The organism is Kitasatospora sp. NPDC051984 (genome assembly GCF_044593455.1).
Lineage (GTDB): Bacteria > Actinomycetota > Actinomycetes > Streptomycetales > Streptomycetaceae > Kitasatospora.
Genome location: NZ_JBIUCB010000002.1, coordinates 215,560 through 230,521, shown reverse-complemented (window position 1 = coordinate 230,521; position 14,962 = coordinate 215,560). Strand labels below are relative to the sequence as shown.

The window sequence follows — 14,962 nt, the reverse complement described above, 5'->3', positions numbered from 1 at the left end:
TGCCCAGCAAGGAAATTGACGCAATGAGCGGACACCTCACCACCGTCGCCGGGGTCACCGTCGACACCCGGCACTGGATCGGCGGCGAACGCGTCGCCTCCGCCGCGACCTTCACCGACCACTCGCCGATCGACGGCACCGTCCTCGGCGAGATCGCCCGCGGCACCGCCACCGAGGCCGAGGCGGCCGTCGCCGCCGCCAAGGCCGCCTTCCCCGCCTGGGCCGCCACCTCCCGCGAGGAGCGCGCCCGCCTGCTGCACGCCATCGCCGACGGCGTCGAGCGGCGGCTGGAGGACCTGGCCGTCGTCGAGACCGCCGACAACGGCGCCCTGCTGCGCTCGCACCGGCGCGGCGTGATGCCCCGGGTCGCGCACAACTTCCGGTTCTTCGCCGACTGGCTGCTGACCCTCGGCCACGAGGACTTCGACACCCGCGGCCACACCAACCACGTCAGCTGGGACCCGGCCGGCCCCTGCGTGCTGATCACGCCGTGGAACGCGCCGCTGATGCTCGCGACCTGGAAGATCGCCCCCGCGCTGGCGGCCGGCAACACGGTCGTCCTCAAGCCCGCCGAGTGGACGCCGATGACGGCCTCGCTGCTCGCCGACATCGCCGCCGAGGCCGGGCTGCCGGCCGGCGTGTTCAACGTGGTGCAGGGCCTCGGTTCGGAGATCGGCGACGCGCTGACCTCGCACCCCGACGTGCGCCGGATCAGCTTCACCGGCTCGGTGCCGACCGCCAAGCACATCGCCGCGTCCGCCGCCGCCAACCTCACCCCGCTCAGCCTCGAACTCGGCGGCAAGTCACCGCTCTTGGTGTTCGCCGACGCCGACCTCGACCTCGCCGTCGACCTCGCCGTCGAGCAGTACGACAACGCCGGACAGGTCTGCCTGGCCGCCACCCGGCTGCTGGTCGAGGAGTCCGTCGCCGAGGAGTTCACCCGCCGCTTCGCCGAGAAGGCCGCCGAGCTGCGCCAGGGCGACCCGCGCGAGCTGCCGACCGACATCGGCCCGAACATCCACATCCGCCAGCTGGAGAAGATCGACGGCTTCGTGCGGCGCGCCATCGAGGCCGGCGCCCGCGCCGTCATCGGCGGCGAGCGCCTGGCCGGACAGTTCTACGCGCCGACCCTGCTCACCGACGTCGCACAGGACTCGGAGATCGTCCAGGAGGAGGTGTTCGGCCCCGTCCTGACGCTCCAGACCTTCCGCGACGAGGCGGAGGCCGTCCAGCTCGCCAACGACACCCGGTTCGGCCTGGCCGCCACCCTCGCCACCGGCGACCAGGAGCGCGCCGCGCGGGTCACCGGGCAGCTGGTCGCGGGCACCGTCTGGGTCAACTGCTTCTTCGTCCGCGACCTGCAGGCCCCGTTCGGCGGCTCCCGGCACTCCGGCGTCGGCCGGGAGGGCGGCACCTGGAGCTTCGACTTCTACTGCGACGTCAAGAACACCGTCACCGCGCCGAAGGGTTGGAAGGACCATGGGTGAGATCGTCGGGGCCGGCCTGCTGGCCCACGTCCCCACCGTCGTGCTCCCCGAGGAGATCCGGCGGGAGCTGAACGAGGGCAAGGAGATCACCCTCGTCACCGGCCTGAAGCAACTGCGCGAGGAGGTGTTCGGGCGCGACGACTACGACACCGTCGTGGTGCTCGACTCGCACTGGGCGACCACCGTCGAATTCGTGGTCACCGCGCAGCAGCGCCGGGCCGGTCTGTTCACCTCCGAGGAACTGCCGCGCGGCATGTGCCGGATGCCCTACGACTACCCCGGCGACCCCGAACTCGCCCACAACATCGGGAAGTTCGCCGACAAGCACGGCACCTGGATCACCCCGATCGACGACCCGTACCTGCCGATCTTCTACGCCACCGTCAACCTGTGGAAGTACCTCGGCGAGGGCCTGCCCGACAAGCGCTGGGTGACCATCGGCGTCTGCCAGACCGGCGACGCGGAGGACCACCTGCGCCTCGGCCGCGCGCTGGCCGACGGCATCGCCGCCACCCCCGGCCGCCGGGTGATCGTGATCGCCTCCGGCGCGCTGTCGCACACCTTCTGGCCGCTGCGCGAGCTCCGGAGGCACGAGTCCAGCGACCCCTCGCACATCTTCACCCCCGAGGCGCGGGCCGCCGACGAGCAGCGGATCGAATGGTTCAAGGAAGGGCGGCACGACCAAGTGCTCGACACCATGGACGAGTTCGCCACCTACAAGCCCGAGGCCCGGTTCGCCCACTACCTGATGATGGCCGGCGCCCTCGGCGAGCGGGCGTGCACCGCGAAGGCCCGCCAGTACGGCGAGTACGAGAACTCCATCGGCACCGGCCAGGTCCACCTCTGGTTCGACCGCCCCGAGGACGGCTGGACCGGCACCGGCCTGCCCGCCCCGCGCAATCCCCACAGCCTCGTCTGAGAAAGGCCCCACCGTGCCCGAGTACCGCCGCATCCTCCTCGACGGCGCCGTCGTCGAGACCGTCCGCGACGGCGACGAGCTGGTCGCCGGTGACGGCCGCCGGGTCGCCATCGCCGACGCCCACCACCTGCCGCCCGTGGTGCCGTCCAAGGTGATCGCCGTCCACCTCAACCACCGCAGCCGGGTGGACGAGTTCCAGATCAACCTGACCGACACCCCCACCTACTTCCACAAGCCCACCTCCTCGCTGAACTCGCACGGCGGCGCCATCGTCCGCCCCGAGGGCTGCAAGTGGCTCAACTACGAGGGCGAGGTGGCCATCGTCATCGGGAAGACCGCGCGCAACATCTCCCCCGAGGAGGCGGGTGACTACATCGCGGGCTACACCGTCGCCAACGACTACGGCCTGCACGACTTCCGGGACACCGACGCCGGCTCGATGCTGCGCGTCAAGGGCGCCGACACGCTGTGCCCGCTCGGCCCCGGCCTGGTCACCGACTGGGACTTCCGCGGGAAGAAGCTGCGCACCTACGTCAACGGCGAGGTGGTGCAGGACGGCTCCACCGACGAGATGACCTGGGACATGCACTACCTGGTCGCCGACATCGCCCGCACCATCACCCTGTACCCCGGCGACGTGCTGCTCTCCGGCACCCCCGCCAACTCCCGCCCCGTGCAGCCGGGTGACGTCGTCGAGGTGGAGGTCGAGGGCCTCGGCAAGCTGACCAACCACATCGTCACCGGCCCGACGGCGATCCGCACCGACGTGGGCGCGCAGCCCACCGAGTCGGAGGAGGTGCTGTCCACCGCGCTGGGCGGGGACTGGGAGTTCCGCGGCATCCGGCCTCCGAAGCGCTGAACCGGTGCCTCCCGGTAGGGTCACGGCCATGAACGACCCCGACCAGCTGCCTTCCGCGAAGCCCTCCACCCGCAAGCGCGTGAAGAACTACGGGATGGGCCGCACCGCGCTGCTGGAGGCGGCGGTGCGGGTGGTGGCCCGAGGGGGCTTGCGCAACCTCACCTACCGGGCCGTCGCGGAGGAGGCCGGGGTCACCCACGGCCTGGTCGTGCACCACTTCGGCTCGCGCGACGCGCTGATCGAGGAGGCGGTGGCGCACGCCGTCCGCTCCTCGATCAGCAGCAGCGCCCTGGAGGCCGGCGCGGAGAGCCCCGCGGAGTTCGCCACCGGCCTGGCCGACATGGTCGAGGCCGGGCCCGAACTCCAGGTGTTCCAGTACGAGTTGATGCTGGAGGCGCGCCGCCGTCCGGAGCTGCTGGCGCACCTGCGCGGGCTGTACGAGGAGTACTTCGAGGCCAGCCGGCGCGAGCTGGGCCGCCTGCTGCCCGAGCCGGTGAGCCCCGGCCTGTCCCGGCTGGTGTTCGCCGCGCTGGAGGGCCTGGTGCTGCATCAGCTGGTGTTCGGCGAGCGGGCGGCCACCGAGGACGCGCTGTCCGAACTCCGCGCCCTGCTGGAGGGCTTGGCGGACCGCTGACCTGCGCGGCCTGCTTCAAACCGTTACCGCGGGAGCGGTGCGAAACCCTTGCCAAACGGATCGCCTGCCTCCACGATGAGGCAACTCGTTTGACCTGAAACGATTCCCCCCACTTCGATCTGGCAGGTGATCCGTGTGGACAGTCAGACGGCTTCCCGTGAACGGACCGTGCGGCACGCCCCCACCAGTGCCACCCTCAAGCCCAACGCCCTGGGCGTCCTGGGCATCCTCTTCTTCGTCCTGTCCGGCCAGGCGCCGCTGACCGGCATCGCCGGCGCCGCCCCGATCTCCGTCGCCATCGGCAACGGCTCCGGCACCCCCGCCGCCTACGTGGTGGCCGGCGCCGTGGTCCTGCTGTTCTCCGTCGGCTTCATCGCGATGGGGCGGCACGTCGTGGACGCCGGCGCCTTCTACACCTATATCGGCACCGGCCTCGGCCGGACCGCCGGCGCGGGCGGCGCGAGTGTCGCGCTGTTCTCCTACTGCGTCATCCAGGCCGGCATGTACGGTCTGTACGGCTCCATCGTCAGCTCGCTGGTCGCCGACCACACCTCGGTCGACCTGCCCTGGTGGGTCTACACCCTGGTCACCATGGCCGTGGTGCAGGCACTCGGCGCCGCGGGCATCGAGATGGGCGCCAAGGTGCTCGCCGCGTTCGTGCTCGCCGAGTTCAGCATCCTGCTGGTGTTCAGCCTGGTCACGCTGTTCAAGGGCGGCGGCCCCGAAGGGCTCGGACTGGCCGAGAGCTTCTCCCCGTCGGCTGCTCTCCAGGGCGCGCCCGGCATCGCCGTGATGTTCGCCCTGGCGTCCATGTTCGGCTTCGAGGCCACCGCCATCTACGGCGAGGAGGCCCGCGAGCCCAAGAAGACCGTGCCGCGCGCCACCTACCTCTCGGTGCTGGTGGTCACCGGATTCTTCGCTCTCACCTCCTGGTCGCTGATCTCCGCGCACGGCGCCTCCAAGGCCCCCGAGGCCGCCAACCAGGCGCTCGCCGCCGGCGACTCCGCCGGGTTCGTGTTCGCGCCCATCGCCGACCTGTTCGGCGGCTGGGTGAACGGCGTGCTGCCGGTGCTGCTCGCCACCTCGCTGTTCGCCGGCGTCCTCACCTTCCACAACTCCGCCAGCCGCTACCTGTTCTGCCTCGGCCGCGACGGCCAACTCCCCGCCGCACTCTGCCGGTTGAACGGAAAGCACGCCCCCGCCATCGCCGGCCGGGTGCAGACCGCCATCGCCGCGCTGCTGGTGGTGCCGTTCGCGATCGCCGGGCAGGACCCGGTGCTCACCCTGTTCTCCTGGTTCAGCGGCCTCGCCGTCCTCGCCATGATGCTGCTCTACCTGCTGACCTCGGTCTCCGTGGTGGTGTTCTTCCGCCGCAAGCAGGTCGACACCCGGCTGTGGAACACCCTGATCGCCCCCGTGCTGGGCGCACTCGGCATCGCCGGCGCCATCTGGCTGATCCTCGCCAACTTCACCACCCTGATCGGCGGCCAACTGAGCACCGCCCTCTGGCTGGTGCTGTCGGTGCCCGTCGTACTCGCGGCCGGGGTGGTCAACCAGCGGATCCGGCAACGGCGTTCACTCACCTGATTCAACCTGCGGCGCGCACCCGGCAGTTGTCGGGTGCGCGCCCCCGCTCCTGGAGGACCGCATGACCCACGAGGACTGGCTGCGCCGGGCCGAGGCACTGCGCCCCGTCACCACGCACCTGATCGACGGCGCCGACGAGGCCGGCGGCGGCGGGACGTTCGCCGTGGTGTCGCCCCGCGACGGCCGGGTGCTCGCCCAGGTCGCCGACGCCGGTGAGGCCGAGGTGGACGCGGCCGTCGCCGCCGCCCGCCGGGCCTTCGACCGCGGCCCCTGGCCCCGGCTCTCCCCGACCGAGCGCGGACGGGTGCTGCTGCGCTTCGCCGACCTGCTGGAACAGCACCGGGTCGAACTCGCGCTCACCGTCAGCCTGGAGATGGGCAAGCCCGTCACCGACGCGCACGACATCGAACTGCGCGCCGCCATCAACACCTTCCGCTGGTACGGCGGACTCGCCGACAAGCTCACCGACGAGGCCCCGCACACCGCGTCCGACGCCCTGGCGCTCGTCACCCGCGAGCCCGCCGGTGTGGTCGGCGCCGTCGTCCCCTGGAACTTCCCGCTCACGCTGGCCGGTTGGAAGATCGCCCCCGCCCTGGCCGCCGGCTGCACCGTGGTGCTCAAGCCCTCCGAGAACTCGCCGCTGTCCGCGCTGCTGCTCGGCCGGATCGGCCTGGAGGCCGGACTGCCGCCGGGCGTGCTCAACATCGTCGCCGGCAACGGCCCGGTGGCCGGCCGGGCCCTCGGCCTGCACGCGGACGTCGACGTGCTCGCCTTCACCGGCTCCACCGCCGTCGGCCGCCAATTCCTGCACTACTCCGCCGACTCCAACCTCAAGCGGGTCTGGCTGGAACTCGGCGGCAAGTCGCCCAACATCATCCTCCCCGACGCCCCCGACCTCGACCGGGCCGCCGCCACCGCCGCCTGGGGCATCTTCTTCAACCAGGGCGAGATGTGCACCGCGCCCTCCCGGCTGCTGGTGCACCGCTCGATCGCCGAACAGGTCACCGAGGCCGTGGTGGCCCGCGCCCGCGCGCTGCGGGTCGGCGACCCGCTCGACCCCGCCACCGAGATGGGCGCCCTGGTCGGCGAGAGCCACCTCGGCCGGGTGCTCGACCACGTCGGCACCGCGCTCGCGGACGGCGCCCGGCTCCGTGCGGGCGGCGCCCGCACCCTGGCCTCCTCCGGCGGCTCGTACCTGGAGCCGACCGTCTTCGACCAGGTCGCCCCCGGCAGCCGCCTCGCCCGCGAGGAGGTCTTCGGCCCCGTCCTCTCCGTCCTCGCCTTCGACGACCTCGACGAGGCCGTCGCCCTCGCCAACGCCACCGAGTACGGCCTCGCGGCCGGCCTGTGGACCTCCGACCTGTCCACCGCCCACCTGGTCTCCCGCAGCCTCAAGGCCGGCACCGTCTGGGTCAACTGCTACGAGGAGGGCGACCTCACCGTGCCCTTCGGCGGCATGAAGCAGTCCGGCAACGGGCGCGACAAGTCCGCGCACGCGCTGGAGAAGTACACCGAACTCAAGACCACCTGGATCCAGTTGTGAGCCACCGCCCGCTGATCGCGATACCCGCCCGCTTCGCCGCGTCCACCTCCGCGCTGCGGTACGCCGCCGAGGTCAACGCCCGCGCCCTGATCGAGGCCGTCTGGCGGGCCGGCGGCGAACCCGCCACCCTGCACCCGCACGCGCCCGGCGGCATCGCCGACCCCGCCGAGGTGCGGGAGCGGCTCGAGCGCTTCGACGGGCTGCTGCTGCCCGGCGGCGGGGACCTCGCGCCGCACCGCTACGGCTGCGCCGACGTGCACGAGGCCGTGTACGACGTGGACGACGAACAGGACGCCTTCGACCTCGAACTCGCCCGGGCCGCCATCGACTTGAGGCTGCCGGTGCTGGCGATCTGCCGCGGACTCCAGGTGGTCAATACCGCGCTCGGCGGCACCCTGCACCAGGACATGGGCGGCCCCGACCACGAACACCGCCACCTGCGCCACCCCGTCGCGCTCACGCCCGACACCGCGCTTCTTTCGACCACCGGCGCGGACGTCGTGGAGGCGTCCTGCTACCACCACCAGCACGTGGACAAGCCGGGGGAGGGCCTGACCGTCTCCGCCCGGGCCGCCGACGGAACCGTCGAGGCGCTCGAACTCGCCGACCACGACGGCTGGTTGGTGGCCGTGCAGTGGCACCCGGAGGACACCGCGCACCAAGACCTGATCCAGCAGTCGATCTTCGATGCGCTGGTGCGGGAGGCGGCGGGGTCCCGGTGACGCGAGTGGTCCCGCCCTACGAGAGGTTCTTGAGCATGAGCGTGGCCAGCGGGCCGGAGGACGCCGGATTCTGTCCGGTGTACAGGTTGCGGTCGACCACCGTGTACGACTCCCACATCGGGCCGCGGGAGTAGTCCGTGGGAAGCTTTCTGACCTCGTCCTCCATGAGCCACTCGGCCTTGTCGGCGAACCCGACGCCCGCCTCCTCGTCGTTCGTGAAGCCGGTGACGCGGTAGTCGGCGAACGGCGTGTCACCCTTCTCGTCCCGGGTGGCGAGCAGCGCCGCCGGGGCATGGCAGACGAGGCCGAGCGGCTTGCCGGACGCGAGGGCCCTCCTCAGCAGCAGCCCGGAATCGGCATCGCGCCACAGGTCCTCCATGGGGCCGTGGCCGCCCGGGTAGTAGACCGCGTCGTAGTCACGGAGGTCCACGTCCTTGATCGGGACGGCGTGGCGGAGCTGCTCGGCCTCCTCGATGATGCCTTCCTGCTCGACGGATGCCTCTTCTCCCCCGGTGAAGCGGGGCCGCAGGCTCATCGTGTCGCAGACGGGTACGGCACCGCCCGGGGTGGCGACGGTGACCTCGTGGCCGGCCCCGGTGAACACGCTGTACGGACTCGTGAACTCCTCGGCCCAGTACCCGGTCGGATGCCGGTGGCCGTTCTTGAGCGTCCAGTAGCTTGCTCCGGTCATCACGAAAAGAATTCTGGCCATGGGAGAACACCTTTGAATGTTGGAGGAATCTGATACCGGGAAATCGGTTCAGGCCGCGATCCCGCAGGACTGCTTACGGCCGGCCGGGAATCGGGGTCACTGGGTGAAAGGAGTTTCCGGTCGCATCTCGTAGGAATGCTGGATGGACGGGTGCCGGGTCCCGAGGCCGTCCGTGGTCTTGCGATTCCACGGAACCTCCTGAAGCTGCCTGGTCTCTTCAAGCATCGACTTCGGCTCCAGATTCCGGTAACTGTCGACCTCGCCGGCAGCGACAGCCGTCAACGTCGCACAGACCGCTTCCGGGTCGAACTGCGCGCGAGGGAAGGACAGCTCGGAGTAGTCGAAAAGTCGCTGCGACGGGTCGTCCTCCCAGCTCTCCCAGGTCTGGAACATGCGGTCGTTGAAGCCGGTCAAGAAAGGCCCGGGATTGACCGTGGCGACTTCGACATTGTGTTCCTGCAGCTCGTAGGCCATGGTCTCGGCGATCGCCTCGACTGCGTGCTTGGAGGCGGAGTAGATGCCGGTGAACGGGTTGACGTTCAGGCCTTCCCTCGAAGAAACCCAGACGATGCGGCCCGCCCCGCGCTTGACCATCTGCTTGGCGATCCCCTGGGTGAGGAGAAGGGGCCCGGTGACATTGACTTCGAACTGGTGACGAATGTTCGATTCGGGGATGTCGACCGTGGAGCCGCCTTCGCCGACGCCGGCGTTGTTGACGAGGACTTCCACACCCCACTTGAGGGCCTTGCGGCGGTCACCGTCGTTCGTGACGTCGAGCTTCTCCACCTGAAGCTCCACCCCGCGCTCGACCGCCTGCCATTTCAGTGTCTGCACCTGGGCGTAGATCTCCACCCCGGCGATCACGTCGAACCCTTTCTCGGCCAGGCGCATGGCGGCTTCCAACCCGAAACCGGTGCCGGCCCCCGTGACAAGGACTTTCCTGAGTGCTGTATTCGCCATGACGAATACTCCCTCTCGCGCGTGATCGGCTCCGCCCCTCTCGGGGAAAGCGAAGCGTTCTGGCCCGAGTTTGCACGATTATGATCGACCCATTCTGCCGGGGCCGGCAAACCCAAGTGGGCCGATCGGGTTCCAATGGCCCGCGGGAGAACGATGCTCACGAGCCCATAGCGGTGGGCGCACCGAACTGCGAGTCCTTCGACAGTGCGAGGACACCGGACACTAGCCGCGAGGACGCCGGCCGCTGCGGCGCGGGGCCGGCTCCTCGCCGTTCAGCAGCGACCGGCGCCGGTCCTCGCCGTGCTCCTCGACCTGGAGCACCACCCGGCGCAGCCCGTTGGCCAGGCTGTGGCACTCCTCGTCGCTCAACTGCGCGGTGACGAAGGACTCTTCCTCGTTGAACGCCGGGAACACCTCGCGCATGAACTCCTCGCCCTCCGCGGTGAGCGCGAGCAGCACCAGCCTGCCGTCGGTGGGGTGGTCGACGCGCCGCAGCAGGCCGCGCGACTCCAGGGTGCGGGACACCCCCGTCAGCGTGCCCTTGGAGATGCCCGCTTCCTCGGCCACCCGCCGCGTCTCGGACTCGCCCCACACCCACACCACCCAGAGCACCACGAACGCGGTCCAGGTCAGGTCCGAGCCGCGCAGCACCGAGTTCTCCAGGTGCTGCCGCACCGCGGACGCGGCCCGGTAGATGTTGGCCACCGCCGCCATCCGCTCCGCCCGGACGGGGATGCCGCCGAGCTTCGCCCCGACGAGCCGCTCCGCCTCGTTGATGGACCGTTGGCTGGGCACGGGTGCTCCCTCCGTCCGTTTCGTCGTCGCAAGCCGCGGGCCGACCCGCGGCAGTTCGGTGTCGCATTGTACGGGCGCGCGGAATGCGGCCCGGCCCCGTCCGCTCTAGGAGGTCTCAACTCCCCGCGTTAGCAGCCCAGTTCTTCACCCGCTCGATGACCTCGTCCGGGCGCGGGGCACTCGAGTGGACGGTGAACTCGGCGTAGCCCGGGTGGTCGACCGGCAGCGGTGGGAGCGGGTGTTCGCGGAGACGGGCGACCAGGTGGCCGGCGGCGAGCAGGTCGCGGGACTTTTCGGTGTCGAGGGCGGTCTTGTCGGCGTGCCAGTAGGCGCCGTCGTACTCGATGGCGAGGGTGCGGCCGTCGGGGAGGTCGACCGTGATGTCGACGGACCACAGGGCACGGCGGACGAACGCGGGGTGGCGCACCGTCCGGCCGGAGGCGGCCGCGCCGAACGCCCGCTCCGCGGCCGCGTGGTGGCTCAGCTCCACCTGCGACTTGCCGTGCTCGCGGCACTCCGGGCAGCCGCTGCCGTTGGTGCGGGAGGCGAGCGGCGCCTGCCAGGTGTGCCCGCCGGGGCAGGTCCAGACGGGGACGAACACGGTCTGCGCGGTCGGGCGGACCTGCCAGGCGGAGAGCGGGTTGGCGGGGGACCACTCGGCGGCGAGGTCCGGGAAGTGGAAGGCCAGCGAGTCGAGGATGGTGCGGCACTCGGGGCAGCGCAGTCGATGTCCCTTTTCGCGCTGCTCGGGCGTGTCCTGCCACTCGTGGCCGCAGACCGGGTCCTGCCACCAGACGGTGCGGCGCGACTTGGGCGAGATCTTGGCCAGGCTGGTGCGGCCGTTGCGGGTCGGGTGCCACTGGCCGGCGAGCTCCGGGCTCAGCCGGAACGGGGCCGCCGCGAGGGCCTCGGCCTGCTTGCGGGCGGCGGCGGTCTTCAGGCTCCGGCAGGACGGGCAGCCCGACTCCAGGTACCGCAGCGGGGTCACTCGTGGGTGGTGGCCCTGCGGGCAGCGGAAGCGGCGCAGCCAGTGGTCGCCGGCGACGTACACCGTGCGCGGGTCCTCCTCGTCGGCCCACGCTTCGAGGAGCTCGGGTATGTCGGCGACCGGTGTCACCTTCAGCCGGGCCAGCTCGGCGTCCCGTTCGGCCCGGCGCTTCGGCTCGCATGCCGGGCACCGCCGGCTGTGCAGCATGTCGCTGACCCGGGCCCGGAACCGCAGGTCGCAGTCGGGACAGTGCCAGGCCACCTCGCGTACGGCGGTGACGGTGACGGTCTCCCACTGCGCGGCGTCATTGGCCTCGTGGTCCCACCAGTCGAGCACGGGCAGCCCCGAGTCCTTGAGCAGGTCCCGCTTCTTCTCGCCCGGCGCGTTCGAAGTCTGCCGGGCCCGGCTCGGGTTGGTCCCGCACCGGCAGCCGAACGCGATGTCGCCCATCCGCTCGGCGGCCTGCCGCCCGCAGTACCGGCAGCGGACGTGGTGCGGGTCGCCCTCCAGCGACGGTTCGGTCAGCGCGGCCAGGTGCTCGTAGCCGTGCTGCTCGGCGTGGGCGCGCGCCTGCTCGACCGGAACGGGCGTCAGGTCGGCGTACGGGCCCTGGTTGCGGCGGACGTCCAGCGCCCACTGCCGCCAGTAGCAGGCCCGGCAGGTGGCCTCGCCCTCCTTGTTCTTCTCCAGCGTGTACTCGAGGCGGTAGTGCGCCTCGCAGCCGCAGTTGAGGCACCTGGTCAGCCGCCAGGCCGTCGGCTTCGCGAAGGGCTCGAGCGGCTCCAGGCCGCCGGTGCGCAGGATTTCGGTGATGTGGTCGTCGCACCAGGCGTCGCGGGAGCGGGTGCGGTACGCGGTGGGCTGCGAACAGCCGGGGGCCGCGCACAGCTGGACCGGCTTACTGGGCGTCGATATGGCACTCACCTGCGGATCTTCCCACAGAGGCGGTTCCGGACGCCTATTCGGTGTTGACGGAGCATTTACTCGCGCTTGCCACTCTCTGGGGTACCGCAACTGGAAACCCGGGGGGTCAAGTTGTCCAGACGATTCCTGGCCGCGGGCCGGTCGGTGGCTCTGCTGCTGACCGGCGTCGCCGCCGTCGCATCCGTTCTCGTCGCACCGGGCCGCGCGCAGGCGTCGCCGTTCTGCGACCAGCCCGATCCGCCGCCGATCTGCTTCGAGCAGCCGGACCCGCCGGAGCCCGACCGGGCCGCCGAGGGCTGGCTCGACGCGATGTACGGCGCCAACGGTGGCGTCGTGGTGGCGGGTTGGGCCGCCGACCCCGACACGGCCGGACCGGTGCAGGTCAGGGTTCGCCGCAACGGCACGCTGGTTCAGACGTTCACCGCCAGCACCTACCGCCCCGACGTCGGCGCCCACGGCTTCTCGCAGACGCTGCCGGCCGCCCCGGCGGGCCCGCAGACCATCTGCCTTGCCGCTGTCAACGTCTACGGCGGCGCACCGCGCCGGGCAGCCGAGACGTCCCTGGGGTGCCGCACCTTCACCGCCGGCCTCTACACCGTCGGCACGGACCCCTACAGCAACGCCGACACCCAGCCTCGGCCGCCGTCGAGGCGGACAGCTTCGGCTGGGGCGGCACCGTCGTCAGCGCCTACCAGGTCGGCCGGGGCTACAGCGGCGGCTCGACCAACACCGGCTTCGCCGCCTCCCGCGACGGCGGACTCAACTGGACGTCCAGCGCCCTGCCCGGCCTCACCGTCGCCGCCGGCGGCACCCACGAACGCGCCAGCGACCCGGTGGTGGCGTACAGCGCCCGGCACGACACCTGGATGGTCGGCAGCCTGGTCTTCGACGGGGGCGACGGCCGCGGCATCATGGTCAACCGCTCCACCGACGCCGGCGGTCACTGGTCCGCCCCCACCTGGGCGATCGGCAACGACGGCGGCGCCTGGGACAAGGAGTGGATCGCCTGCGACAACTGGGCCTCCAGCCCCTCCTACGGCACCTGCTACCTGACCGTCACCAAGCTCGCCGGCTACCAGGTCGAACTCGCCAAGTCCGTTGACGGCGGCCTGAGTTGGACGCCGCTCAACGGCCCCCGACCGTCCGCCAACGGAAGCTTCCCGGTGGTCCGCCCGGACGGCACCCTGGTCGTCCTGTACGGGCTGGCCGGCCGCGTCAGCTCCTTCACGATGACCGGCGGCGGCACCGCCTGGACCAGCCCGGTACCGATCAGCAGCGGCAGCCAGTACGACGTCCCGGGCCTGCGCGACGTCTCCGTGGTCTCCGCCGACACCGACAGCACCGGCCGCATCAACGCCGTCTGGCACGGCTGCCGCACTGCGACCGGCTGCGCCTGGAACAACCTCGTCCAGGCCACCTCGACGGACGGCCAGAACTGGACGGTCACCGAGATCGACACCTGCCCCGACACCGCCCTGTGCGCCGCCAGCAACCAGTTCGCCCCGTCGATCACGGCCGACCCGCTCAACCCCGGCCGCTTCGCCATCGTCTACAACGACCTCTGGAACGGCGCCGTCTCCGTCAAGTACCTCTCCTCCACCGACGGCGGCCGCTCCTGGAAGAAACGCACCACCCCACTCGCCGACGCCATGCCCCTCACCCGCATGCCCGACACCAACCAGGGCCGCATGCTGGGCGAGTACCTCGGCATCGCACCCGCCAACGGCAGCGTGGTCACCACCTTCCCGGTCGCCGCCGCACCCGCCAACGGGCAGGCGTTCGCGCAGACGATGTCCACGTACACGCCGCTGGGCTTCTAGGGTCTGTCCGGCCGATCTTGCCGGGCGCCCGACGCCGGATCATCCGCCCCCAGCCTGGCGGCTGGGAGGTGCCCCCACCCCCAGCCCCAAGGGGGGCTGGGAGGTGCCCCCACGGAAGCACCGGCAAACCGCCCAAGTACACCCAGTACGAGGACGGTTCGCCGGCACTCCCAGCCGGGCGCGAAATGGGGGCACCTCCCAGCCCGCAAGGGCTGGGGGAGCCGCGCGCTGATCCGACAAGATCGACCGGACAGACCCTAGGACGCCGATCCCTTGCGGTACACCGCTGGTACACCAGCGGTGTACGCTCGTGGTATGGCTGATGCGACGATCAAGGTTTCCCCTGATACGCGTGACCGGCTGGCCGCTCTCGCGGCGGCCCGCGGTACCACGATCGGCGCCCAGGTGGCGCTGCTGGTGGAGCAGCAGCCCACTGTGGAGCAGATCGCCGAGCGCGTGGCCGAGGGCCGCCGGCTACTCCGGGAGCACTTCGGGATGACCCTGACCGACGCGGAGCTGGACCAGGGGCCGGACCTGCTGCAGCGGGTCTATGGCATCGCCGCGGAGGACGCCCGTGCCAAGGTCACCCCGAGGCGCAGCGCGTGATCATTCTGGATTCCAGCGCCCTGGCCGCGCTGGCCGCCGGTCACCCGCGCCTGCACCGGGTGGTGGATGCCGCTCTGCACAGCCCGTTCCGGCATCTGGTGGTGCCGGTGCTGTGCCTGGTCGAGGCCGAGATCAAGGACGAGGGTGCCGCTCGCGCGGTCCTGGCGTTGCCCTCCTTGGAGTTCGAGCCGCTCGACGCGAGTACCGCCGTGCTGGTGGCGACGATGGTCCGTGACGGCTACGGGAGCCAGGGCCTGGCGCACGCGATCGCCGCGAGTCTGCCCACCCCGGCGCGCCCGCAGCAGCACCTGATCCTGACGGCCGACCCGGAGCTCTACCCGCCCGGGGTTGTCACCGTCGACATCGACGATCCCCGGCTGGAGCCGTAGGCGCTGCGGCTCCTGTG

Annotated in this window: 14 protein-coding genes; 10 read left to right on the top strand and 4 right to left on the bottom strand. The window is 71.3% G+C overall.

Features of this window, described 5'->3' with window-relative positions; genetic code table 11:
* Positions 1–23 precede the first annotated feature (23 nt).
* The 7 genes from ACIHEI_RS05060 (at position 24) to ACIHEI_RS05030 (ending at position 7,751) form a co-directional block, all read left to right on the top strand.
* A complete protein-coding gene (locus tag ACIHEI_RS05060) occupies positions 24–1,487 on the top strand; it encodes an aldehyde dehydrogenase (protein WP_396605644.1) in 1,464 nt (487 codons plus the stop codon).
* Positions 1,480–2,406 carry a 3,4-dihydroxyphenylacetate 2,3-dioxygenase gene (locus ACIHEI_RS05055; RefSeq protein ID WP_396605643.1) on the top strand — a complete coding sequence of 309 codons (927 nt, stop codon included), beginning with the start codon at positions 1,480–1,482 and terminating at the stop codon, positions 2,404–2,406. The genes ACIHEI_RS05060 and ACIHEI_RS05055 overlap by 8 nt, the downstream gene beginning before the upstream one ends.
* Before the next feature lie 13 nt (positions 2,407–2,419).
* Positions 2,420–3,265: a fumarylacetoacetate hydrolase family protein gene (locus tag ACIHEI_RS05050; protein WP_387859054.1), complete on the top strand. Its 846-nt coding sequence runs from the start codon at positions 2,420–2,422 to the stop codon at positions 3,263–3,265.
* Positions 3,266–3,293: 28 nt separating this feature from the next.
* Positions 3,294–3,899, top strand: coding sequence for a TetR/AcrR family transcriptional regulator (locus ACIHEI_RS05045; RefSeq protein WP_396605642.1), 606 nt, complete (start codon positions 3,294–3,296; stop codon positions 3,897–3,899).
* Between the two features lie 135 nt (positions 3,900–4,034).
* Complete coding sequence (locus ACIHEI_RS05040) at positions 4,035–5,486, top strand: APC family permease (RefSeq protein WP_392950553.1); 1,452 nt, start codon at positions 4,035–4,037, stop codon at positions 5,484–5,486.
* A gap of 61 nt (positions 5,487–5,547) precedes the next feature.
* On the top strand, positions 5,548–7,029 hold the full coding sequence (locus tag ACIHEI_RS05035; RefSeq protein ID WP_387859059.1) for an aldehyde dehydrogenase: 1,482 nt from the start codon (positions 5,548–5,550) through the stop codon (positions 7,027–7,029).
* Positions 7,026–7,751 (top strand): gamma-glutamyl-gamma-aminobutyrate hydrolase family protein, encoded by a 726-nt coding sequence (locus ACIHEI_RS05030; RefSeq protein ID WP_396605641.1) that lies wholly within the window; start codon positions 7,026–7,028, stop codon positions 7,749–7,751. Before ACIHEI_RS05035 ends, ACIHEI_RS05030 begins: the two co-directional genes overlap by 4 nt.
* A gap of 16 nt (positions 7,752–7,767) precedes the next feature.
* On the opposite strand, the gene ACIHEI_RS05025 is transcribed toward ACIHEI_RS05030, so the two are convergent.
* From ACIHEI_RS05025 to ACIHEI_RS05010, 4 genes are all read right to left on the bottom strand, one after another.
* Positions 7,768–8,463: a type 1 glutamine amidotransferase domain-containing protein gene (locus ACIHEI_RS05025; RefSeq protein ID WP_396605640.1), complete on the bottom strand. Its 696-nt coding sequence runs from the start codon at positions 8,461–8,463 to the stop codon at positions 7,768–7,770.
* A gap of 96 nt (positions 8,464–8,559) precedes the next feature.
* A complete protein-coding gene (locus ACIHEI_RS05020; RefSeq protein ID WP_396605639.1) occupies positions 8,560–9,423 on the bottom strand; it encodes an SDR family oxidoreductase in 864 nt (287 codons plus the stop codon).
* A 222-nt stretch (positions 9,424–9,645) separates the two neighbouring features.
* Complete coding sequence (locus ACIHEI_RS05015) at positions 9,646–10,218, bottom strand: MarR family winged helix-turn-helix transcriptional regulator (RefSeq protein WP_396605638.1); 573 nt, start codon at positions 10,216–10,218, stop codon at positions 9,646–9,648.
* 115 nt (positions 10,219–10,333) lie between these two features.
* Entirely contained in the window at positions 10,334–12,130 is a 1,797-nt protein-coding gene (locus ACIHEI_RS05010; protein WP_396605637.1) for a zinc-ribbon domain-containing protein, read from the bottom strand.
* Positions 12,131–12,696: 566 nt separating this feature from the next.
* On the opposite strand from ACIHEI_RS05010, the gene ACIHEI_RS05005 reads away from it, so the two are divergent.
* The 3 genes from ACIHEI_RS05005 (at position 12,697) to ACIHEI_RS04995 (ending at position 14,945) form a co-directional block, all read left to right on the top strand.
* Positions 12,697–13,950 (top strand): sialidase family protein, encoded by a 1,254-nt coding sequence (locus ACIHEI_RS05005; protein WP_396605636.1) that lies wholly within the window; start codon positions 12,697–12,699, stop codon positions 13,948–13,950.
* 315 nt (positions 13,951–14,265) lie between these two features.
* Complete coding sequence (locus ACIHEI_RS05000; RefSeq protein WP_396605635.1) at positions 14,266–14,556, top strand: hypothetical protein; 291 nt, start codon at positions 14,266–14,268, stop codon at positions 14,554–14,556.
* Positions 14,553–14,945 carry a hypothetical protein gene (locus ACIHEI_RS04995; protein WP_387859077.1) on the top strand — a complete coding sequence of 131 codons (393 nt, stop codon included), beginning with the start codon at positions 14,553–14,555 and terminating at the stop codon, positions 14,943–14,945. Before ACIHEI_RS05000 ends, ACIHEI_RS04995 begins: the two co-directional genes overlap by 4 nt.
* The last annotated feature ends 17 nt before the right edge of the window (positions 14,946–14,962 follow it).

Excerpts from the sequence above, each read along its gene's own strand:
- ACIHEI_RS05035 (WP_387859059.1), top strand. The coding sequence starts at position 5,548 with ATGACCCACGAGGACTGGCTGCGCCGGGCCGAGGCACTGCGCCCCGTC.
- ACIHEI_RS05055 (WP_396605643.1), top strand. The coding sequence starts at position 1,480 with ATGGGTGAGATCGTCGGGGCCGGCCTGCTGGCCCACGTCCCCACCGTC.
- ACIHEI_RS05000 (WP_396605635.1), top strand. The coding sequence starts at position 14,266 with ATGGCTGATGCGACGATCAAGGTTTCCCCTGATACGCGTGACCGGCTG.
- ACIHEI_RS05025 (WP_396605640.1), bottom strand. The coding sequence starts at position 8,463 with ATGGCCAGAATTCTTTTCGTGATGACCGGAGCAAGCTACTGGACGCTC.
- ACIHEI_RS05020 (WP_396605639.1), bottom strand. The coding sequence starts at position 9,423 with ATGGCGAATACAGCACTCAGGAAAGTCCTTGTCACGGGGGCCGGCACC.
- ACIHEI_RS05060 (WP_396605644.1), top strand. The coding sequence starts at position 24 with ATGAGCGGACACCTCACCACCGTCGCCGGGGTCACCGTCGACACCCGG.
- ACIHEI_RS05045 (WP_396605642.1), top strand. The coding sequence starts at position 3,294 with ATGAACGACCCCGACCAGCTGCCTTCCGCGAAGCCCTCCACCCGCAAG.